This is a genomic window from Flavobacterium sp. RNTU_13, from assembly GCF_046614455.1.
Lineage (GTDB): Bacteria > Bacteroidota > Bacteroidia > Flavobacteriales > Flavobacteriaceae > Flavobacterium.
The window spans coordinates 91,601-114,213 of the sequence record NZ_JBKJHB010000002.1 but is presented as its reverse complement, the minus strand read 5'-3'; the positions used below and the strand labels follow the sequence as shown (position 1 = coordinate 114,213).

Sequence of the window (22,613 nt, the reverse complement as noted above, 5' to 3'; positions counted from 1 at the left end):
CGAAAGACATAAGCCTTTTTGATTAAAACTATACCGCTTCTTCAAAATACAAAACCCCGCCAATGGCGGGGTTTTGCTTTGTAGAACGCTAATAAAGCCTGCCTTTGCGGCATGCTGTTATTCAAAAAACATAACAGAAGAAGTTATTTTTTAAACACGTATGTAGTAGAACCTGAGGTATATACTGGTTCGCCATTGCTGTTCCTGTTAGGATAGGTAGACAGCAGGTTATCGTTTACATACGTTAATGTTGTTCCCGTTTTGGTTAACGTTACTATGTTGTTATCGCCGTTTTGGTCTGTATATACCGCAGATATAACAGCATTTTCATCGTTACCGCTTTGCTGCTGCCATTGGCCTGTAGCTTGGTATTCCTGTTTACAACCTACCGAACCATCGGCAGTGCTTATAAGAATACCGGTAACTACATAAGTAAGCGTACCATCTGCATTCAGGGTAATTTTGCCATTGTTGTAGCATTGGCTTTCCTGCATTTGGTTCGTGTGTGCAGTACCATCCTGATCAAAGTCGGTTTGCGTTTCGGTGTTAACCTCCTTAAGGTTATACGTTCCGGAAACACCCGAATTTACATTGTTGTTGTCGTCATCGTTACAAGAGACTAAGGTCAGTGAGGCGACTGCCAGCGCACCGAAAATAAAAGGTAGCTTTTTCATACTTGCATTTTAATTAGTGTTAGTGACCCAAAACTATTACGGTTAACGCTTCGATTTTCTTAAAAAAATTTCCGTTAAGTTTTATTTAACCACTGTATTACTAAATATTCTTTACACCCTACTGTTCATCAGCAACTTAAAAAACAACTGACAAAAATGTTTAACGAAACAATACTTAAAAAGTTTAACAAAAAAATTAACCGCACAGTACACAATAACCCACTTAAATCGTCGTAATATGTAATAATAGGCGACAATCTACCTACTACAGGCTTAAAACCAACCACAACAATAACCCACCGATGCGCCAAAATACCTATACATTACCTATACAAGAACGTTATAGATTTAAATAATTACGCCTGCTATTTAAATTTCTACGTAAGCCAAACCCTCACATTTATAAGGAAAAACAACATTTACAGTATTCAAAATTATTCCGTTAAAAAAATGTATAGTTTGTATATACATCTATTTATATATCGTTTTCGTGCATTAAGCTATTTTTACTATCGCAAACCTTAAACAGATATTTATGGAACTCGGAACATTACGCTTCTCTTTTAAAAACCTTGCCCTTGCCGGAATAGCCGCAATGGGAATGAGCACTGCCAGTGCACAGACAAACATTACTGTTGATGCCAATGCTAACTGGGTTGGTGGTATGCTTTGCTTTGACAACACTGAAACGCAACCGTACCTTTGGTACAGCGACTGGGCGATTGCTGACGTAAAGACAGAAAAGAACACTACAGACAACACCCTTACACTTTACCCTAATTACAATACTTACGATGCCGCAAATGCATACTGGTCTAACGGTGCTATGGGGAATAAGATATTGGAAGGCCTTACTATGGTAATAGACGACGCTCTGGCCACCCAGCAGTTTACGTTTACGGCTACGGTAACAAGTTTTACGCTTTCATCTCAATATACACCAAGGATGTTTGTAAAAACATTTGATGCTAACTGGGGTGTATTAAACGAAACGTATGCAGCAATAACAGGTACAGGCACATTTAGCATTCCGTATAATGCTACAATGTATACCGGCGCAGCACACGTACAATATGGCTTCTCTGTAAGAGGATTAAACGCTAACCCGGCTGATATGAATCAACTTGGAAATTTAGTGGTTACTGCCGGTACGCCAGAAGTACCACAGGGTACAGAGGTAAGCATTTCCGCTACATCTCCGGTTGTAGCATACGCTAACTGGTTTACTGCCGATGGTACGACGTATATGGGCGGTAGCAGCTGGGGCCTTGCCGAGCTTAAAACCGTACTCAATGAAGACGGCACTTTAGATCTTCACCCTAACTTTAATACTTATGGAGACGGTACAGATCCTTACTGGGCTAACGGCGAAATAGGCGCCAAACTTTTTGAAGGTAACACCTACATAGACGATGAAACCCTGCTGGGCCAAACCGTAACATTTAAAGGACACTGCGTAAGCAACACACTTGCTGCCGGTTACGCAGGCAAAGCCTTTATAAAAGTACTTGATGCTAACTACGGCATTGTAAAATTTGCTACTGCAGACCTTGTATCTGATGCAGACTTTAATATTACCGTAACTCCTGCAGATTACACAAACGGTGCTCACTTTCAGTACGGGTATTCTGTTACCGGCCTAAACGGTAATCCTGCACAGGAGGCTGCTCTTGGTTTTGCTAAAGTAAACAATGGTGTTGCCGCTGTAGCTACTACTACAAAGAGCACAGTTACTGCATTCCCTAACCCGGCAGGTAACGTACTTAACCTGGCATCTCAAAACAACATTGAGCAAATCAGCATTTACAACATGCTGGGGCAAAATGTACTAAACACAAACGTAAACGCTACAACAGCAACGCTTAATGTAAGCAACCTTGCACCGGGCGTATACATACTAAACGCGGCATCGGCTGGTAAAACATCATCTGTACGCTTCGTTAAAAAGTAGTCTTTCATTTTTTCATGCATAGTTTTTAACCGCAACGCCCCCACGCGTTGCGGTTTTTAGTTTTAGTATTTCTCGTATATTCGTAACTGCAATCCATAACACGCACCCTTGAAAAAAATAATTACCCTTATTTTACTGTTCTGTAGCCTTGGCATAACCGCGCAAGACCTTCCCCCTATTCTAAAATACAGTCCGGGCACATACGCGGCGGGCAACCAAAACTGGATGATAGCCCAGGACAACCTTGGGTATATGTATTTTGCCAATAACGAAGGATTGCTGGAATACAACGGCTCTGACTGGAACCTCTACCCTACCCCTAATGAAACCATTATGAGGTCTGTAAAGGTTATAGGTAACCGCGTGTACTGCGGTTTTTACATGGATTTCGGGTACTGGACACGCAAGCCCGATGGCAGGCTGGCCTATACATCATTAACTAAAAAAATCAGGAAGCAAATAAAAGACGACGAACAGTTTTGGAACATCGTACAGTATGACCGCTGGGTAATGTTTCAGTCGCTTATGCAGATTTTTATTTACGATACTAAAACAGGCACCTTTAACACCATAGGTTCAGATACCGGCATACACCGGGTATTTACGGTAAACAACACCATTTTTTACCAAACCTTTGGCTCAGGGCTTTTCGAAATAGAAAATGGCAGGAGCAGGCTTGTGTCTAACGATGCGTTTCTTACGCAAAACAAAATCGTTAACCTTTATGCTAAAGATGATGGATATTTAGCGCTTACACAGCATAATGGCTTTTTCGAATTTAAAAACGGCGTGTTTACAAAGTGGGATATACAGGCCGAGCCCGAACTTTCGGCATGTACCATATACAGCGGCAGCCAGCTATCTGACCAAAGCTTTGCCATAGGAACGGTGAGCAACGGTATTTATATTATTTCGCCACAGGGAACCATCCGTTATCATATAACCCAAAACAAAGGCCTGAGTAATAACACTGCACTGTCTGTGTTTGAAGATCAGGACCGTAACGTATGGATGGGGCTCGATAATGGCATTAACTGCCTTAACCTGCAGTCGCCCGTACATAGCTATGTAGACGATACCGGCTTTTTAGGAACGGTATACAGCGCCGTACTGCACAGCGGTATGCTGTACATAGGCACCAATCAGGGGCTTTTTGCCAAACACTACAACTCAAACGAAAACTTTCAGTTTATACCCGGCACTAAGGGCCAGGTATGGTCGCTGTACCTGTATGACAACACTTTGTTCTGCGGGCACGATTTCGGTACGTACATCATTAACGGGCAAACGGCTACTTGCATAGCGCAGGGCGTGGGCACCTGGAAATTTGAACCAAATCCTTACAATAAAAACCAACTTATACAGGGTACATACACGGGTTTATCGGTACTTGAAAAAACAACAGCCGGCTGGAAGTTTAAAAACCGTATAAAGGGCTTTGATGTTTCAAGCAGGTTTTTTTGCATCCGCAAAAATAACGACGTGTATATAAGTCATGAATACAAAGGCATTTACCGTATTACCCTAAATAAATTCCTTACAACTGCCAGTGCTGCAACCATATATAAATCGCCCGTAAAAGGACGCAACGTAAGCCTTGCCACTTTTGCGGGTAGCGTGTACTTTGCCGGGAAAGATGGTATTTACCGCCTTAACGACCGCACCAGGCAATTTGAAAAACAAGCTGCACTTTCTACCATTTTTAATAACGATGAGTATACATCGGGTAAGCTAATACCGGATAGTAGTGGTAAGCTATGGCTGTTTACTAAAAATTACATCAACTACTTCTCTGCAGGCAGGCTAAATGCCGACCTGAAACGGAATATTATCCCTATTCCATCATCTATAACCAATTCTATGCTGGGGTATGAAAATATAACACAGCTTACGCCAAATGTGTACCTGATAGGCACTACCGACGGGTACTATACCCTAAACATTAACGAAATATCCTTTAAAAAATACAGCGCATACATTACAAACATTAGTGTTAACGAGCAAAACAGGGATCCGTATGTAATAAATACCACGCAGGAAGTTACGCTTTCGCACAACGATAACAACATTACGTTTTCGTTTACTGTGCCCGAATACGGAAAGTACATCAACGCAGAATACAGCTATATGCTGGAAGGTGTTCAGGATGAATGGACCCCTTGGAGCAGCCGTACTGCTGCCAGTTTTAAAAACTTGTCTCCCGGCGAATATAACTTCAGGGTAAAGGCAAAAACGGGTGACTCGCTTTCTGTAAATACGGCTACGTATACGTTTACCATATGCAAACCGTGGTACGCTACTAATTTTGCGCTACTGGTATACTGTATTATAGGGCTTATAGGTGCGTACGTTATAAACCGTAGCTATAAAAACCACTACCAGGAGCAGCAGGAAAAACTGATTGAAGAAAACAATCGCCTCCTGGAAATTAAAGAACTTGAAAAAGAGCAGGAACTTATGCGCCTTAAAAACGAACAGCTGCAACAGGAGTTTGAAAACAAGAATCGTGAGCTGGCGGTTAGTACCATGAACCTTATTAAAAAGAATGAACTGCTGTCTGCAATTAAAGACGATTTAAAGAAAAGCAGCGAAGACACTAAGAACCTCAAATCAGTAATTACAACCATTAATAAAAACATTAATGAAGACGATACCTGGGATATGTTTAAAGAGGCGTTTAACAATGCCGATAAAGATTTCCTAAAGAAAATTAAAGCATCGCACCCGGCACTTACGCCAAACGATTTACGCCTCTGCGCATACTTAAGGCTGAATCTTTCAAGCAAAGAAATAGCACCGCTTCTTAACATCTCTGTACGAAGCGTAGAAATAAAACGCTATCGTTTGCGTAAAAAAATGGAATTACCGCATGAGCTAGGCCTCGTTGAGTACATATTAAACGTGTAGAATAACTCAACATAAGTGCATTTTACCTATACAACACCTATACAAAACCACTATTTACAAGGTTTTCGTAACGTTACAACTACTGCGTTAAAAGGCTCTTAAAAGCCTGTTAATACTGTATTAACGGTGGTTTCGGGGAGTGGGGCTAACTTTTTTAACGCATGTAGATTTTTTGTAGGGGTTAATTTTGATGTTGATACCATAAAGGGTGGTAATTTTATAAAATCACAAAAAACCCTAATTGTTTATGAAGTCAAAACTCCTCTTGTTTACCTTCCTCCTTTTATCAGCATTCTCCTTTGCGCAGGATGTACAGATAACCGGACAGGTAACTGAAGCGGCAACCGGTATGCCAATACCGGGAGCGAACGTCGCTGTAAAAAATGCCGCTATTGCTGTGGCAACAGACCTTGACGGTAATTACAGTATTAAAGTACCAAAAGGCGGTACACTTGTATTTAGCTTTATAGGTTTCGAGACGGTAGAAAAAACCGTTACTGATTCTGGCAAGGTAACCGTAGCGCTTAAAGAAACCAGTAAAACCTTAGACGAGGTTGTGGTTATTGGTTATGGTAGCCAAAAGAAAAAAGAAATTACCGGAGCCGTGAGCACCGTAAGTGCCGAAACACTAGATAAACTTAGACCTGTAAAAGTAGAACAGGCATTACAAGGAACTATTTCGGGTGTAAATGTTACCACTACATCGGGTGCTCCGGGCGCTGGCCTTACAGTGCGCATAAGGGGTATTGGTACTAATGGCGATGCCAGTCCTATAGCCATTATAGACGGATATCAGGGCGACCTTAGCCTGCTAAACCCCGCCGATATAGAAACCGTAACCGTACTAAAAGATGCTCAGGCAGCTATTTATGGTACCATAGGCGCAAACGGTGTAATCCTTATTACAACTAAAAAAGGACGCAAAAATCAAAAACCAAAACTTTCTTTTAATACATACGCCGGTTTCCAGGAAACCAGCCGAAAACTGCCTGTACTAAATGCTACCGAATATGCAGCTTTAGTAAATGAGGCGTATGCCAATAATGGTGATGCTGTACCCTACCCTAACGTAAGCGGCCTGGGTAAAGGAACAAACTGGCAAAACGAAGTGTTTGGAAAAAGTGTACCGTTAGTAAACCACGATTTTAACTTAAGTGGTGGTTCGGAGAAAATTACCTATACCGTAAGTGGTTCTAACCTGGATCAAAAAGGTATTGTAAGCCCGGACAAAGCCATCTTTAGGCGTAATACGGCTCGAATAGGCTTTACAGCAGATATTACAGATAACCTTAAGTTTAACACCAACCTGATTTATACGGCTTTTAATCGCAAAACCATTTCAGAGAACAGAAACGGCGTATTGTTTAATGCGTTAAATGTACCGTCTACCTTTACTCCGTACGATGCTAATGGAGATTATACGCAAGTACCTACAACAGGTTACGGGGTAGAGCTTGTAAACCCTATTGCACAGTCAGACAATACGTTTAATAACTACAACTACCGTAAACTAAACGGTACCTTTGGTCTAGACTACACTATAATACCAGGGCTTACCGCTACGGCACGTTTCGGTTTTAACAGCGCTAACGACGACGGAAAAACCTTTAACAAAATGGTATACTACGGCGATAGCAAAGTATTTAACCAGTCGCGCAGCAGCGTAAACCAAAGCCGTACAAACAACTACGACTATACTTCAGACTTTTATATTACGTACCAAAAAACCTTTGCCGAAGCACATAATCTAACGGCTACAGTAGGTACAACAGCATACAAAACCTGGGGTAATTTCCTTAGCGCTACCGGCTATGATATACCAAATAACTCTTGGGAATTTGCAGATATTAGCCTGGCAAACGGGCTGCTTGATGCTAAAACTACCGGTTCTTATGCGTATGATGAGCGCAGGCTATCGCACTTTGGCAGGATACAGTATGATTACAAAGGGCGCTATCTTCTATCGGGTATGCTGCGCCGCGACCTTTCAAGCCGTTTTGGGCCAAACAATCGTGTAGGATACTTCCCTTCTGCAACTGCAGGTTGGGTTGTTTCAAACGAACAGTTTTATGGCAACAACTCAGTAATGAACTTTGCAAAAATAAGGGCAAGCTACGGTACGCTGGGTAACGACATGATAGGTAATAACCAATACCTTTCGGTACTGGGAGGCGAGGCTGTCTACGTATTTAATAATCAGTTAACTTCGGGTACGGCAACAGGCGTATTGGCTAACCCTAACATTAAATGGGAACAGGCACAAAAATTTGACGTAGGTGCCGACCTGAACTTTTTTAACGATAAACTTACCCTTGTTGCCGATTACTTTATAGACACCCGAAAAGACCTTCTCATACAGGGTATTCCGGTTTCAGGAATTTTAGGTGTGGGTGCTCCCGGAGCACAAGGACCTACTGCAAACGCAGGTAGTGTACGAAACTCGGGCTTTGAACTGGCACTAGGTTACAAAGACAAGGTTGGAGAAGATTTTTCTTACAACGTAAACTATAACGTAACCTTCCTTAAAAACAAAGTGGTTGCTGTAAATAACTCTACCGGTTTTATTGAAACAGGAACCTTTAACAACTCTGAAACTATAGCTCGTATGCAGGTGGGCCAACCTATGGGGTACTTTTATGGCTACCAAATGGATGGAATTTTCCAAAACCAGGCTGAGATAAATGCTGCACCGAGCCAATCAGGACTTGGCGCTACCACAACAGCACCGGGCGACATACGCTATAAAGACGTTAACGGCGATGGTAAAATAGACGCGAAAGACAGAACCAATCTGGGCGACCCTATACCATCTGCCACTATGGGCTTTAACCTTACCCTAAACTATAAAGGGTTTGACTTTAGCGCATACACATTTGCTTCTATAGGAAACGACATGGTACGTGCCTACGAACGTAATGTACCCCTGGGTAACCGAATGAACTACTGGCTGGACAGATGGACAGGAGAAGGCAGCACTAACAGTATGCCACGTGTTACTACAGGTGCCACAAACAACAATTTGTTTTCTTCATTCTTTGTGGAAGACGCATCTTACTTAAGAATTCAAAACGTACAGCTGGGCTATACCCTAAATAATGAATGGGTAAAAAAAGTAGCTTCAAAAGTCCGCCTTTATGTAGGAGCAAACAACCTGTTTACTTTTACAAAATACCGCGGGTTTGATCCGGGAGCTTCAAGCGGCTCGCCTATTGGCAGCGGCATAGACTACGGGTTTTACCCGGTGGCAAGAACCTATATGGTAGGCGCAAACCTTAATTTTTAATCTCTGTACACCATGAAAAAGAAAATAATTACCGCAATAGCAGCATTTAGCTTTTTAGCCCTTGGCGTATCGTGCACCGATAGCTTTGTAGACCGCGACCCGGTATACTCTATAGACGGCGAAAACTACTTTAACAGCGAAAACGACTACAACCAGGCGCTTATCGGCGCATACGACCTGTTGCAGTCCAGCTACATTAACGTACTAATGGGCGAAATAGCGTCAGATAACACCCTTGCCGGTGGCGAAAGTGCTACAGACGTACCTGGATTTGTTCAGGTAGACCAAATGAGCCACACTCCTGTAAACGCACAGCTAAAAAACCTGTGGGACTGGATGTTTGCCGGAGTAAACAGGGCGAGTTACATTCTTGAATTTAAAGACAAGACCGACTTTGAAGGTAAAGAAAAAGTAATAGCACAGGCACGTTTTCTACGCGCCTACTATCACTTTGAACTGGTGAAATGGTTTGGCGGTATTCCGCTTAAAGGCGATGCCCGTTTTGTACTGGGCGACGAAACAAAAATCCCAAGGTCTTCTAAAGAAGAAGTATATGCCGTAATAGAATCAGACCTGCAATATGCCATAGAAAACCTGGACCCTAACGAGCGCATCCCCGGACGTGTAACCGTAGGAGCTGCAAGAGCACTACTGGGTAAAGCTTACTTATACCAGGGCAAATACCAGCAAGCTGCAGATATGCTTGAAACGGTGGTTCAATCAGGCAAATACAGTCTTATACAAGATTATAGCACATTGTTTGAAAACAATAATGAAAACAACGCCGAATCAGTGTTTGAGGTACAATACACCGATGCTGAAGGAGGTAGTTTTACCTGTTTACAATGTGCCGAAGGTAATGTTGCAGTAGGATTTAACGGTCCGCGCGGATACTCGGGCCCATTATTCGAGTCAGGATATAGCTTTAATGTACCTACTCAGGAAGCGTATGACGTATTTGAACCAGGCGATAATCGCAGGGATATTGCCATACTAAACATTGTGCAATTTGCTGAAGAAAATCCGGGTACCACATATGGAACCGGGTACCAGCACACCGGCTTTTTTAACCGTAAGTACATTCCGCGTAAAGGCGATGCAAACCTTCCGGATGTTAACCTTACTAACCCTAACAATTACAGGGCTATACGCTATGCCGATGTATTACTTATGGCGGCCGAAGCTTTTAATAAAATAGGCAACGATGCTAAGGCAGCCGCTTACTTAAATTTAGTAAGAGCACGTGCTTTTGGCGACAACAACCATGGAGTTACCGCTACGGGAGCAGCACTGGGCGACCTGATTTGGAAAGAGCGCCGTGTGGAGCTTGTAGGCGAAGGACACCGCTTTTTCGACTTAGTACGTACCGGCCGCGGCCGCGAAATCCCGAACTTTGTGGAGGGCAAAAACGAACTTTTCCCTATACCTTACGAGGAAATGCAATTTTCTAACGGCAACTGGAAGCAAAACCCTGGTTACAATTAATAGTTTACAACCATGAAACAGTTAAAATATATTATCAGCATATTGTTTGTAGCCTTTGCACTGGGCTGCAGCGAAGATATTGGCGATACCGCCTTTGTAGACAGAGCAGAGGCGCCAAAAAACATTACGGCACTGTTTACCATTTCTCAGGATAACACCGGTAATGTTACCATAGCCCCGCACGGAGAAGGCATAATGTCTTATGAAGTGTATTACGGCGACGCTACCGCAACGCCGGGTACTATGGCTGCAGGCCAAAAAATAAACCATACGTATGTCGAAGGCAGCTACACGGTTAAAATTGTAGGTATAGGTATAAACGGAAAAAGAACCGAAGCCGAATTTCCTATAACGGTAGCTTTTGTGGCTCCTGAAAATCTTGCCGTGACCATTACAAATGTAGTAGGTAGCCCGCTTATGATTAATGTATCGGCTAAGGCCGACCTTGAAACGTATTTTGAGGTTACCTATGGCGATGACCCTGCTGCTGCACCGGTACAGTTTAATGAAGGTACTACAGTATCTCATACGTATCCTGCTGTAGGAACATATACCGTTACAGTAACAGCATTTAGCGGTGGTGCCGAAACTACAACCTACACTCAGGATGTGGTTATAAGTAACCCACTAACACTGCCTATTAACTTTGAAAACAGCACGCTTAACTATGCGTTTACAGTATTTAATGGCGCGGCCGCAAGTGTAATAAACAACGCTGATGCCAGTGGTATTAACACCAGTAGCAAAGTAGCTAAGGTTACTCCGGCTGCAGGCCAAACCTGGACAGGTGGTTACCTTACCCTTGATAACCCTATAGACATGGCAAACCATTTCTTTAAAATGAAAGTTTGGTCGCCACAGGCAGGGGTTCCGGTACTGCTTAAACTGGAAAACCTTACTAACTCAGGCATCTCTGCAGAGCACATTATGTATACCACTACTGCAAACCAGTGGGAAGAACTTGTGTACGACTTTACGGGTGCTACAGGTAGCTACTCTAAAGTAGTACTGTTCTTTAACGCGGGTAATCCGGGTACGGGTGATTCTTACTATGTAGACGACATTGTACAATCAGCTACGGGTGTAGAAATAGGCTTCCCGCTTACCTTTGAGCAAAGCCCTAACCTTACCTGGAACAGTTTTGGCGGTACTGCAGGCTCACAAGCCACAAACCCTGACCAAAGCGGCATAAATACCAGCATGCAGGTAGGTAAAGTACTTAAAACGGCCGGTTCTCAAACCTGGGCGGGTATAGCAATACCGTTTGACAACGTAATGAACTTCTCGGTTCAGAAAAAAGTAAAAATCAAAGTATGGTCGCCTGTAGCAGGTGCTCCGGTACTTATGAAGTTTGAAAACATGAACCCGCACGTTAATGCAGACGACATAGAGCGTACTGTAAATACTACGGTAGCAAACCAGTGGGAAGAACTTACGTTTGACTTTACAGGTATAGACAACAGTAAAAATTACAAACAGCTTGTGCTGTTCTTTAACTTCGGTGTAGCCGGAACAGGCGAAACCTACTATTTTGACGATGTTAAACAGTCAAACTAAAAAAACTATGAAAAAGGCTTTAAATATTTTAGGTTCACTGGTATTGCTGCTCACCTTTGCGTGGGGATGCCAGGACGACGATCACAGCTTTGGGGAGCTTACGGCTCCATCTAACATGCAACTTAGCTATGAAATTGTAGGTAAGACAGACCAAAATCCTAACGGAGATGGTAGCGGTAACGTAAAGCTTACGGCAAAGGCAGATAATGCTATTACGTACAAATTTTTGTTCCCTGATGGTACATCTGAAGTAAACGGTACAGGTCTGTTTACAAAACGTTTTACCACTACAGGCATTCACTCGTACGACGTTACTGTAGTAGCTACAGGCCGTGGCGGTGTAACCACTACAGCTCAGATAACAGTAGAAGATGTATTAAGTACATTTAATGACCCGGTAACTACACAAAAACTTACCGGTGGAGCTACTAAAATATGGTATTGGGCAGCTTCAGAGGTAGGCCACCTTGGTGTAGGGCCAAACACTGCCGATGGTAACAACTATTGGCCTGAATGGTACCAGGCACAACCGTTTGAAAAAGCAGGCTCGGCTACAAGTAGCTGTCTGTACAATAATAAACTTACGTTTACGCTAGATGGCAATTTTATACGCTATTCACTAGACAACGGTGGTGCTACGTTCTTTAACGCAGGCTACGTGAGCGTTGGCGGCGGTTCTCAAAACGAAGATACCTGTCTTCCATACAACACAACAGCCCAAAAAACTGTATCACTAGAGCCGGCAGGTTCTGTAGTGGCGCCTGAGCATACTACAGGAACACAAATGAAGTTTACAGACAACGGTTTTATGGGTTACTACATTGGTACAAGTACCTATGAAATCCTGCAAATTACAGATAACCGTATGGTAGTAAGGGCTGTACAGGGCAACAACACCGCTCTTGCATGGTACCACATATTTACTACACAAGACCCTAACGGTACGCCAGACCCATCGTTTAACACACTTATGTGGAGTGATGAATTTAATACAGATGGCGCCCCGGATGCTTCTAAATGGAATATGGAAGTGGGTAACAACAACGGCTGGGGTAATAACGAGCAACAGTACTATCGTGCTGAAAATGCTACCGTAAGCAATGGTACCCTTAAAATTACGGCCAAGAAAGAAAACTTTAGCGGTTACGCTTACACTTCGGCCCGTATGCAAACGCACAACAAATACGACTTTAAGTACGGCCGCGTGGTATTCCGTGCAAAACTGCCTAGCGGCGGTGGTACATGGCCTGCACTATGGGCATTAGGTAGTAATTATACCACAAACCCATGGCCTTCATGTGGAGAAATAGACGTTATGGAGCACGTAGGCAACAACCAAAATGTAATTCACAGTACGCTGCACTACCCGGGTAATTCGGGTGGTAATGCCAATACCTCATCGGCTACCATAGCGGGTGTTTCTGAAGGATTTAAGATTTACGAACTTATATGGAGTGCAGATGTAATTAAGTTTTACGTAAGGGATACCGAAACCGGCACCCCTACCCTTATTAAGCAATTTGCTAACTCTGCTACAACCCACCCGTACTTTAACTGGAACTTCTTCCTGATAATGAACGTGGCCATGGGCGGAAACATGGGTGGAAACATAGACCCTGCCTTTACACAAAGTACCCTGGAGGTAGACTACGTACGCGTTTACCAATAGTCCCTTTTCATTAAAAAACATCGTTTCTAAAATATCCGGAAACAAGTAAAGCCGGCACTGCGCCCGGCTTTACTTCATTTTTCGGGAAAACACAAAAAGTAATGAAATACAAATTCAGCAAGTATGTTTTTGTAGCTCCCCTGGCCATAGCTTTAGGTTGTGGGGGCTCTAAAAACACCACTCCGGCAAAAGCGGTTGTTACGACCGAAAAAAATGCCATAGACCGCAAGGCCGACTCGGTACTGGCACTTATGACCCTGGAAGAAAAAGTGGGGCAAATGAACCAATACAATGGCTTTTGGGAAGTAACAGGCCCCGTGCCTAAAGACGGCAGTGCCGCCATTAAGTACGAACACCTTAAAAAAGGCTGGGTAGGCTCTATGCTAAACGTAAGGGGTGTAAAAGATGTAAAAGCATTACAAAAAATAGCGGTAGAACAAAGCCGCCTGCACATTCCTGTAATTTTTGGTTTTGACGTTATTCACGGATACAAAACCGTAAGCCCTATCCCGCTTGCCGAAGCCGCCAGCTGGGACTTGGAAGCCATACAAAAATCTGCCGAAATAGCTGCAGCCGAAGCTGCAGCCAGTGGGCTTAACTGGACGTTTGCGCCTATGGTAGACGTGAGTAGGGATGCGCGCTGGGGACGAGTAATGGAAGGTGCCGGAGAAGATCCGTTTCTTAATAGCCGCATAGCCGAAGCACGCGTACATGGATTTCAGGGTAACCTGGGGCCGCTTAGTGTAGCGGCGTGTGTAAAGCACTTTGCCGGATATGCTTTTGCCGAATCAGGGCGTGATTACAACACGGTAGATATTAGCGACAATACCCTGCACAATATAATACTGCCTCCGTTCAAGGCCGCGAGCGATGCCGGCGCACTTACTTTTATGAACTCGTTTAACGAGCTGGAAGGTATTCCTGCTACCGGTAATGCTTACCTGCAACGTGATATACTGAAAGGCAAATGGAACTTTAAAGGCTTTGTAGTGTCTGACTGGGGTTCTATGGGAGAAATGATTTCGCACGGTTATGCAAAAGACCTGAAAGATGCCGCTATGAAGGCTGCCAATGCGGGTAGCGACATGGATATGGAATCGTCTGGCTATGTAGAGCACCTTGCTGCACTGGTACGCGAAGGAAAAGTATCTGAAGAAAAAGTAAACGATGCCGTACGCCGTATATTAAGGGTTAAGTTTATGCTTGGCCTGTTTGATGATCCGTACAAATACTGCAACGAAGCCCGCGAAAAGGAAACTATTGGCAAAAAAGAATTCCGCGAAGGCGTGCTGGATATGGCTAAGAAGTCAATAGTCCTTTTAAAGAACGACAAAAACCTCTTGCCGTTAGCAAAGCAAGGTAAAAAAATAGCACTTATAGGTGCTTTGGCAAACGATAAAACAAGCCCGCTGGGTAGCTGGCGTATAGGTGCCGATGATGGTACAGCAGTATCTGTGCTGGAAGGCATGCAGCAATACAAAGGCAACCAACTGGTGTATGCAAAAGGTGCCGATGTAGCCTTGGGTAACCCGGTGTTTGTAAGCGAAACTAAAATTAATACTACAGACAAAAGCGGTTTTGCAGAAGCAGTAAAAGCTGCAAAAGCTGCAGACGTAGTGGTAATGGTACTGGGCGAACACGGCCTGCAAACCGGTGAGGGACGCAGCCGCAGCGATTTAGGATTACCGGGGGTACAACAAGAACTGCTGGAAACAGTGTTTAAAGCAAACCCTAACGTTGTATTGGTACTTAACAACGGGCGTCCACTGGCACTGCCATGGGCTGCAGAAAACATACCTGCCATTGTAGAGGCATGGCAGCTGGGTACCGAAGCTGGTAATGCTGTAGCGCAGGTGCTGTATGGCGATTATAACCCAAGTGGTAAGCTCCCTATGAGTTTCCCGAGGAATGTGGGCCAGGTGCCTATTTACTACAACCATAAAACTACCGGAAGGCCGGGCAACGGGCAGCCTACTGAAAGTGTTTTCTGGTCGCATTATACAGATGTGGCTAACAGCCCACAGTATGCGTTTGGTTACGGGCTTAGCTACACTACATTTGACTATAGCAACTTTAAAATAAGCAATACCAGCTTTGGTAAAAACGGCAGTATTACAGTAACGGTAGACGTAAAAAATACCGGTAAGGTAGCCGGTAAAGAAGTAGTACAGCTGTACCTGCACGATCATTATGCTTCGGTAACACGCCCCGTACGCGAGCTTAAAGGCTTTGAAGCCGTAACGCTGGCGCCGGGTGAAACTAAAACCGTTACCTTTGCCATAAATGAAAAGCTGATTGAGTTTTACTCTGCAAAAAAAGTGTTTGAGGCAGAGCCCGGAACGTTTACCGTATACGTAGGCGGCGACTCTAATGCTACGTTACATGCTGATTTTACTTTCACCGAATAAAAACCATACTTTATGAAAATACTATCTACTACCCTGCTCCTGTGCGCTACAAGCGTGCTTATGGCGCAGCCCAAAAAAGGTAAACTGATTTGGGAAGACAACTTTAACGGCACGTCTCTTAACGAAAAAACATGGAACTTTGAGTTGGGAGATAACGGCTGGGGTAATAACGAAAGACAGGATTATACCCGTACCAACCATAAGGTGGAAAAGGGTTTTCTTACCATTACCGCAAAAAAAGACGGCAACCACTACACCAGCACGCGTATAACTACGGCCGGTAAAAAGGAATTTAAATACGGCTATATGGAATGCCGTGCCAAACTACCTGTGGGTAAAGGCATATGGCCCGCCTTCTGGATGCTGGGCAGTAACATACAGCAGGCAGGATGGCCGCTGGCAGGTGAAATAGATATTATGGAATACATAGGCCGTGAGCCGCACACACTGTATACTACCGTACACACTAAAGCCACGCATGGCGAACATGCTACCGGGCACAAAGAAGTGGTGGGTAATATAGAGGAAGGATTTCATACCTATGGGGTAAACTGGACTGCCGAAAGCCTTACGTTTTACTACGATGGCAAAGAAGTATTTACCTATGCGCCAAAAGAAAAAACAGTAGAAAACTGGCCGTATGACCAGCCATTTTATTTTCTTTTAAATATGGCTGTAGGGGGCAACTTTGGTGGCCCAGAGGTAGATGACAGTATATTTCCGCAAAGGTATGTTATAGACTACGTGCGTGTATATAGTAATAAGTAATATGTGTTACTTAAGTTAGCAGCAGGAGGGTTGATAGAAATTGACCCTCCTGTTTTTTTATGCCTTAATTTTGCTGTGCCTTAAACACCTCCAGTAAAAAATGAGGGTCTACCATACCGGTAGATGATGCCGCCATGGCATCGAGTATGGTTTGCGTGGCATAAGGGCTAAGCCCCATGCTTACGCCTATTTCGTGTATGGCTACCTGTTCTTTATCGTGCAGAATACCATCGGCGTGCATAAGTAGTGCAAGGCGGTAAAAATGCAGTATACGCTCGTGCTCGTCTTTTATGGTAATATGCGGAACGGGATTGCAAAAAAGGTCGTTAAAAACATTTTCCTCCACTTTAAGGTTTCGGGCTATAATTTGCAGGAAACGCAGTTCGCGCTCGTTAATTTGCCCGTCTACGCGTGCAAAGGCTATCATGTCTGACAGTAAACTCAGTTTCTCCTGATACGTGCTCATTAGTAAGGATTTTTGCTAAAGTATTCCATTTAGCCCTAAAAAGCAAACCATAACCTTATAGTCTGTTTATGTAAGCAGCGAGTTCGTTTGCCGGGATTATATAGTCGGGTGTAAGTGAGTTAATAGCATACTGCGGCATATAAGGCATTTCGGCAGTGGCGGGCTGCTGTACTACTACTGTGCCTCCGTGCTCATGGATTTCCTTAAGGCCTGCTGTACCATCGGCATTAGCACCCGAAAGCAATATGCCGGTTACCCCCGTACCATAAACGCGGGCAGCCGATTCAAAACAAACGTCTATACTGGGCCTGCTGTAATTTACTTTATCAGAAACATCGAGCCCTACCACGCCGTTGTTTTCAAACAGGAGATGATAGTCGGACGGGGCCACATAAATATTACCTGGGGTTATGGGTGTCTTGTCTTCAATTTCCGCCACCGGAACCGCAGTTTTGGCAGCAATTAAATCTTCCAGGAGTTTATCTTCAGAGCTTTTTCTGTGCAATACAATTACTACCGGAAAAGACAATACGGGTCGCAACAATGGAAGCGCTTTAATAAGCACTTCGAGGCTGCCTGCCGAACCGCCTATAAGCAGTATGCGGCTGCCTTTTACTGTATTTTTTTCCATATTTTTTCCCTTCGCAATTGCTCGTATTTCCGTTGTATGGTAGAAAACTTCATGGTTTCCTTAGTGCCCAGCACCATGTACCCCAGGGGTGAAAGGCTTTCATCAAACAGGGTAAGTGCCCTGTCTTGCAGCTCCTTATCAAAATAGATAAGTACATTACGGCACAGTATCAGGTCAAACTCGTTAAACGAACTGTCGGACACCAGGTTATGCTGGGAGAATACCATTTTTTCGGTAAAATGGCTGTCAAACTTTGCCATGCCATAGTTAGCAATATAGTATTTGGAAAAATCCTGTTTGCCACCCGAAGCCAGGTAGTTTTCGCTATACTGTTTCATCATGCGCAGCGGGAAAACGCCGCTTTTAGCCGATGACAGCACCAGCGGATTTATATCTGTAGCATAAAGCAAACTCTTGTGGAGGAGGTTAGCCTCATGCAGTAATATGGCCATAGAGTACACCTCCTCCCCGGTAGAACAGCCTGCATGCCAAATCCTTATAAAAGGTTTAGTGGCAAGCACCGGGATAATTTCCTGGCGTAAAACAGTATAAAAAGAAGGATCGCGGAACATTTCGGTAACGTTTACCGTAATTTCCTCAACCATTCTTTTAAAGTAGGCTTCATCTGCCCGTACCCTGGATAAAAACTCACCAAAACTGCCAAAACCATCCATTTGGTACAGCCTGTCTACCCTTCTCTTAAAAGAAGCCCTGGAATATCCGCCAAAATCATAACCATGATAGTCAAAAATATCATTAATCAGCAACTCCAGCTCCCTGTCTTCAATCATACGTCATTAATTTATTTTAAACTTCCTGCAGTACGCGCATCAGTTTATCTACATCTATAGGTTTAGAAATGTAGTCGTCTGCGCCACTTTCAAGGCATTTTTCGCGGTCGCCCACCATTGCCTGGGCGGTTACCGCTACTACGGGCATGCCCTCCCGTTTTTGTATTTTTTTAATGGCCGGTATGGCTTCATAGCCATCCATATCGGGCATCATCATATCTATAAGCACTACATCTACCGGAGTATCTGTCTGGAGTAATTCCAGTGCTTCAGCCGCACCTTGGCAAGAAAGGCAATCATAAGACTTCGCCCTGAGTACAGCACTAAGCGCAAAAATATTTCGCGCATCGTCGTCAATAATCAACACGGTTTTTTTGTTCATAGAGGTTTTTGATTTATGTAATTGATTATCGAAAAAAATATTAGTTGTTATCGTACAGCCATACCCTTAGTAAAGACAGCAACTGATCTACATCTACCGGTTTTGTTATGTAATCGCTGGCCCCGGCATTAATACACTTTTCGCGGTCGCCTGTCATGGCTTTTGCTGTAACGGCAATTACCGGCAGGTTACGGAATTTAGGATTTTGCCTTATGCGTGTAGCGGTTTCGTACCCGTCCATGTTTGGCATCATCATATCCAGCAACACCACGCTGGTATCAGGATTCTGGCTCAGCATTTTTAGCGCTTCCTTACCATCAATGGCAGTGATTACGTTCATTTTTAGTGCCTCAAGCGATTTTGTAAGCGAGTAAATGTTCCTTACGTCATCATCTACCACAAGTACCGTTTTGTTACTCAGCACATCGTTTAGCGCACCACGGGTTTTAGCAATGTTTTGCTTCCCTTGCTTCTTCTCCTCCACCAGGTGCAGGAACAAAGAAACCTCATCGAGCATACGCTGGTAAGAATGTGCGGTTTTTACAATAATGCTGTCGGCATACTTTTTAATTTTAAGCTCCTCCTTCATAGAAAGGCTCTTACCGGTAAACACAATAATAGGAAGGTTTTCCAGTCCCGGGTTTTGCTTTACATTTTCCAGGAGTTGGTAAGCCTGCTTATCGGGCACGCCCATATCCAAAATTACGCAGTCTACCTGATTGCTCTGCAGGGTGTTTACACCCGCATCTATTTCGCTCTTAATTTCAGAACTAATATTATACGTTTCAAGGAAATACGCTAAAGCCTGCGCGTGCTTAGGGTTATCTTCTACAATAAGCACTTTTTGCGACTCGCGGTTTACAAAGTGTTCTATGCGTTTAAATACCTCAGGTATTTGCTCGTAGGCCACAGGCTTGTCTAAGAAGTTAACAGCACCTTTAAGTAAACTCTCTTTTTTAACCTTGTGGCTAGACATGATGTGTACCGGAATGTGCTTGGTATTACCGTTGCTTTTAAGGTCTTCCATTACTTCCCATCCGCTCTTCATAGGCAGTTCTATATCAAGCAGTACCCCTACAGGGCGGTAGGCAAGTGCCAGGTTAAGGGCATGGTCTCCACGAACCGATACAATGCCTTTATAGCCCCGCTTCCTGGTAAAATCAAGTAAGGTTTTGGCAAAGTTTACATCATCCTCTACAATCAGTACTGATTTATCGCCTGCCTTAATAGCATCGCGGTCGTCTTCTACAGACTCCGGTATGCTTTTACTACGGAACAAATGATAGTTACCCGGCTCATGGGTAATTGCCTCGTCTGTTGCAGATGCAGGCGCACTTACCGGCTGTTGGTTTAAAAATTCAGGAGATACTGTAACCTGTTGTGGTGCAGCGGCACCATATACCGGCAGTGTAAGGGTAAACTCTGTACCCACATTTACTTCGCTTTTTAGCGAAATTTCTCCGTTAAGCAGCTTGGCAAGTTCTCGGCTTATAGATAAACCAAGGCCCGTACCGCCGTATTTACGCTTGGTACTGCCATCGGCTTGCTGAAACGCCTCAAATACCAGTGCCTGTTTTTCGCGTGGTATACCTATACCGGTATCTTTTACTGTAAAGTTTATAAGCTTTTCGTTTAAAGGGTTTCGGGTAACGTTTAAGGTTACACTACCGCTCGATGTAAACTTAATAGCGTTAGAAATCAGGTTTTTAAGTATTTGTTCTAAACGCATTTTATCGGTACGCAGTACCAGTGGCGCTTCTTTATCGTTTACAATAAACTCAATCCCCTTTTCTTTGGCCATTTGCGAAAACAAACCGGTAAGGTTACCGGTAATCTCCGCCATGCTTACATCGGCAAAATCAAGATCCATTTTACCGGCCTCAATTTTACTCAGGTCCAGTATTTCGTCTATAAGCCCCAGTAGCCCGTTACCCGAACTGTTTATAACACGCGCAAACTCCACCTGCTCGTTATTCATATTCTGCTCATTATTTTCGCTAAGCAAACGGCTAAGCAGCAGTATAGAGTTTAACGGCGTACGCAACTCATGCGACATATTAGCAAGGAACTCGCTCTTATATCTGGTAGTAATTTCCAGCTCTTCTGATTTCTTCTGTATCTCCAGGTTACGCTCTTCAAGGAGTGCGCTGCGCTCGCTGAGTTCCTCATTAGTTTGCTGCAGTTCTTCCTGCTGCACCCTTAGTTCCTCCTCGCTTGCCTGTAGTTTCTCGGTTTGTGCCTCAAGCTCGGCATTCATGCTTTCCAGTTCGGTATGTTGTGCCTGAAGCTCCTCGCTTTGTGCCTGGGTTTCCTCTAACAGTTCCTGTACACGTTTGCGGTTTTGAGCCGCCTTAAGCGCTACCCCTATGTTATTTGCCACCGCCTGAAGGAATAAAATTTCGCGGCTGTTAAAGCCTTTAACACTTGCCAGCTCTAACACCCCTTCCACCTTAATGTCTATAAGCGGCAGGGCTATAATGTGCGATGGCTTTATTTCGCCCAGGGCGTAAGAAACAACAATATCAGGTTGTTCTACATTTTTAATTTCCATAAACGTACCGCTTTCGGCGGCCTGGCCCATAAGGCCGTGCCCCAGTGGCAGCAGCCTGCGCGACTCTTGCGGTACATAGCTGTAACCCGCCGCAGCCATAAGGTAGTCGTTTTCTAATACGTATAGCGCACCGGCATTACCCGATGTGTATTTACACACAAACGCCACAATATCATTAGTAAGCTGCGCCAGTGTTTTTTCGCCCAGCATTACCTGGTTTAATTCTGCCACGCCCGACTGGTGCCATTCGTTATCAGAGAGGGTTTTAAACGATGCCGACAACGACGAAGCCATGGTATTTAACGATTCGCTTACCACACCCAGGGCGTCGCTTTGCTCATCATCTATACGGATATCATAATTACCCTGCGATATTTGTGTAGCTATGGTGCTTACGGCATCTATACGCTGGGTCATTTCGCGGTCTTTTTGGCGAAGCGACTCATGCAGTTTGGCACGATCGCGGTAATCATTCATAATACGGCGGAAATAAAACCCGCTAATAAGCAGCGAAAGTATGGCTGCAAGTACAATGGTTATTACAGATATTTTGCTGTACTCGCTGGCGCTGTCCATACGCCCGGCCAGTAGTGCCTGTTCTTCTTTTTCGAGGCCGCGAATCAGCACACGGATTTCCTTCATCAGTTCGCGCCCGCGGTCTATATCATCTGCAAACACCGGGCGACCTGCCCTTTTGGTCTGTATACGGTCGTTCATAAAACTAAAGAACGATGCTTTAAACGGCTTTAGCTTACGTAGCCTTTCCTGTTGCGCAGGGTTGTCCAGGGTTTGCTGCTCTACCAGGCTGAAAAAAGAATCCGACTCACGCTGCGCATCCTGGTATTGTGCCAGGAATTCTTCTTTGCCCGTAATCAGGAACCCGCGCATACTGGTTTGCGCCTCTAACACCACTGTGTTACCCCCGTTAAGGTTATAAATAACCTGCTGGGTGTGGTCTACCCATTTAGTACTATCCAGCAACTTTGTGATAGAAAAGTACGATGCCAGCGAGCTTACAAGCAATATGGCAAACGAGATGCTGAAGCCTACGAATAAATTCCGCCTAAAGTTAGTATCCATTTATTTGTGT

General features: G+C 44.1%; 14 protein-coding genes. 8 read left to right on the top strand and 6 right to left on the bottom strand.

The annotated features are described in order from the left end of the window. Positions 1 to 143 precede the first annotated feature (143 nt). A complete protein-coding gene (locus tag ACLI08_RS05500; protein WP_411427464.1) occupies positions 144 to 674 on the bottom strand; it encodes a hypothetical protein in 531 nt (176 codons plus the stop codon). Positions 675 to 1,209: 535 nt separating this feature from the next. Between ACLI08_RS05500 and ACLI08_RS05495 the strand changes: the two genes are divergently transcribed. From ACLI08_RS05495 to ACLI08_RS05460, 8 genes are all read left to right on the top strand, one after another. Then, positions 1,210 to 2,625 carry a T9SS type A sorting domain-containing protein gene (locus tag ACLI08_RS05495; RefSeq protein ID WP_411427463.1) on the top strand — a complete coding sequence of 472 codons (1,416 nt, stop codon included), beginning with the start codon at positions 1,210 to 1,212 and terminating at the stop codon, positions 2,623 to 2,625. A gap of 108 nt (positions 2,626 to 2,733) precedes the next feature. Then, complete coding sequence (locus ACLI08_RS05490; RefSeq protein WP_411427462.1) at positions 2,734 to 5,532, top strand: triple tyrosine motif-containing protein; 2,799 nt, start codon at positions 2,734 to 2,736, stop codon at positions 5,530 to 5,532. 247 nt (positions 5,533 to 5,779) lie between these two features. After that, positions 5,780 to 8,815, top strand: coding sequence for a SusC/RagA family TonB-linked outer membrane protein (locus ACLI08_RS05485; protein ID WP_411427461.1), 3,036 nt, complete (start codon positions 5,780 to 5,782; stop codon positions 8,813 to 8,815). Positions 8,816 to 8,827: 12 nt separating this feature from the next. Then, positions 8,828 to 10,300 carry a RagB/SusD family nutrient uptake outer membrane protein gene (locus ACLI08_RS05480; protein WP_411427460.1) on the top strand — a complete coding sequence of 491 codons (1,473 nt, stop codon included), beginning with the start codon at positions 8,828 to 8,830 and terminating at the stop codon, positions 10,298 to 10,300. Positions 10,301 to 10,312: 12 nt separating this feature from the next. Continuing rightward, the gene (locus ACLI08_RS05475; RefSeq protein ID WP_411427459.1) at positions 10,313 to 11,857 is read left to right on the top strand and encodes a PKD domain-containing protein; all 1,545 of its coding nucleotides are present in this window, start codon (positions 10,313 to 10,315) and stop codon (positions 11,855 to 11,857) included. Positions 11,858 to 11,864: 7 nt separating this feature from the next. After that, complete coding sequence (locus ACLI08_RS05470; RefSeq protein WP_411427458.1) at positions 11,865 to 13,526, top strand: family 16 glycosylhydrolase; 1,662 nt, start codon at positions 11,865 to 11,867, stop codon at positions 13,524 to 13,526. Positions 13,527 to 13,627: 101 nt separating this feature from the next. Then, the gene (gene bglX, locus ACLI08_RS05465; RefSeq protein ID WP_411427457.1) at positions 13,628 to 15,934 is read left to right on the top strand and encodes a beta-glucosidase BglX; all 2,307 of its coding nucleotides are present in this window, start codon (positions 13,628 to 13,630) and stop codon (positions 15,932 to 15,934) included. Positions 15,935 to 15,946: 12 nt separating this feature from the next. Next, positions 15,947 to 16,702 carry a family 16 glycosylhydrolase gene (locus tag ACLI08_RS05460; protein WP_411427456.1) on the top strand — a complete coding sequence of 252 codons (756 nt, stop codon included), beginning with the start codon at positions 15,947 to 15,949 and terminating at the stop codon, positions 16,700 to 16,702. A 64-nt stretch (positions 16,703 to 16,766) separates the two neighbouring features. Here the strand turns inward: ACLI08_RS05460 and ACLI08_RS05455 are convergent, their stop codons facing one another. The 5 genes from ACLI08_RS05455 to ACLI08_RS05435 are packed head-to-tail and all read right to left on the bottom strand — an operon-like array spanning position 16,767 to position 22,603. Further along, positions 16,767 to 17,168 (bottom strand): excinuclease ABC subunit B, encoded by a 402-nt coding sequence (locus tag ACLI08_RS05455; protein ID WP_411427455.1) that lies wholly within the window; start codon positions 17,166 to 17,168, stop codon positions 16,767 to 16,769. 55 nt (positions 17,169 to 17,223) lie between these two features. Then, a complete protein-coding gene (locus ACLI08_RS05450) occupies positions 17,224 to 17,799 on the bottom strand; it encodes a chemotaxis protein CheB (protein WP_411427454.1) in 576 nt (191 codons plus the stop codon). Beyond that, positions 17,781 to 18,590 carry a CheR family methyltransferase gene (locus ACLI08_RS05445; RefSeq protein ID WP_411427453.1) on the bottom strand — a complete coding sequence of 270 codons (810 nt, stop codon included), beginning with the start codon at positions 18,588 to 18,590 and terminating at the stop codon, positions 17,781 to 17,783. Before ACLI08_RS05445 ends, ACLI08_RS05450 begins: the two co-directional genes overlap by 19 nt. 16 nt (positions 18,591 to 18,606) lie before the next feature. Next, complete coding sequence (locus ACLI08_RS05440; protein WP_411427452.1) at positions 18,607 to 18,972, bottom strand: response regulator; 366 nt, start codon at positions 18,970 to 18,972, stop codon at positions 18,607 to 18,609. 40 nt (positions 18,973 to 19,012) lie between these two features. Beyond that, positions 19,013 to 22,603, bottom strand: coding sequence for a response regulator (locus ACLI08_RS05435; protein ID WP_411427451.1), 3,591 nt, complete (start codon positions 22,601 to 22,603; stop codon positions 19,013 to 19,015). Between the last annotated feature and the right edge of the window lie 10 nt (positions 22,604 to 22,613).

Coding starts and splice junctions, on each gene's coding strand:
- ACLI08_RS05500 (WP_411427464.1), bottom strand. CDS start 674: ATGAAAAAGCTACCTTTTATTTTCGGTGCGCTGGCAGTCGCCTCACTG.
- ACLI08_RS05495 (WP_411427463.1), top strand. CDS start 1,210: ATGGAACTCGGAACATTACGCTTCTCTTTTAAAAACCTTGCCCTTGCC.
- ACLI08_RS05485 (WP_411427461.1), top strand. CDS start 5,780: ATGAAGTCAAAACTCCTCTTGTTTACCTTCCTCCTTTTATCAGCATTC.
- ACLI08_RS05480 (WP_411427460.1), top strand. CDS start 8,828: ATGAAAAAGAAAATAATTACCGCAATAGCAGCATTTAGCTTTTTAGCC.
- ACLI08_RS05475 (WP_411427459.1), top strand. CDS start 10,313: ATGAAACAGTTAAAATATATTATCAGCATATTGTTTGTAGCCTTTGCA.
- ACLI08_RS05470 (WP_411427458.1), top strand. CDS start 11,865: ATGAAAAAGGCTTTAAATATTTTAGGTTCACTGGTATTGCTGCTCACC.
- bglX (WP_411427457.1), top strand. CDS start 13,628: ATGAAATACAAATTCAGCAAGTATGTTTTTGTAGCTCCCCTGGCCATA.
- ACLI08_RS05460 (WP_411427456.1), top strand. CDS start 15,947: ATGAAAATACTATCTACTACCCTGCTCCTGTGCGCTACAAGCGTGCTT.
- ACLI08_RS05455 (WP_411427455.1), bottom strand. CDS start 17,168: ATGAGCACGTATCAGGAGAAACTGAGTTTACTGTCAGACATGATAGCC.
- ACLI08_RS05450 (WP_411427454.1), bottom strand. CDS start 17,799: ATGGAAAAAAATACAGTAAAAGGCAGCCGCATACTGCTTATAGGCGGT.
- ACLI08_RS05445 (WP_411427453.1), bottom strand. CDS start 18,590: ATGATTGAAGACAGGGAGCTGGAGTTGCTGATTAATGATATTTTTGAC.
- ACLI08_RS05440 (WP_411427452.1), bottom strand. CDS start 18,972: ATGAACAAAAAAACCGTGTTGATTATTGACGACGATGCGCGAAATATT.
- ACLI08_RS05435 (WP_411427451.1), bottom strand. CDS start 22,603: ATGGATACTAACTTTAGGCGGAATTTATTCGTAGGCTTCAGCATCTCG.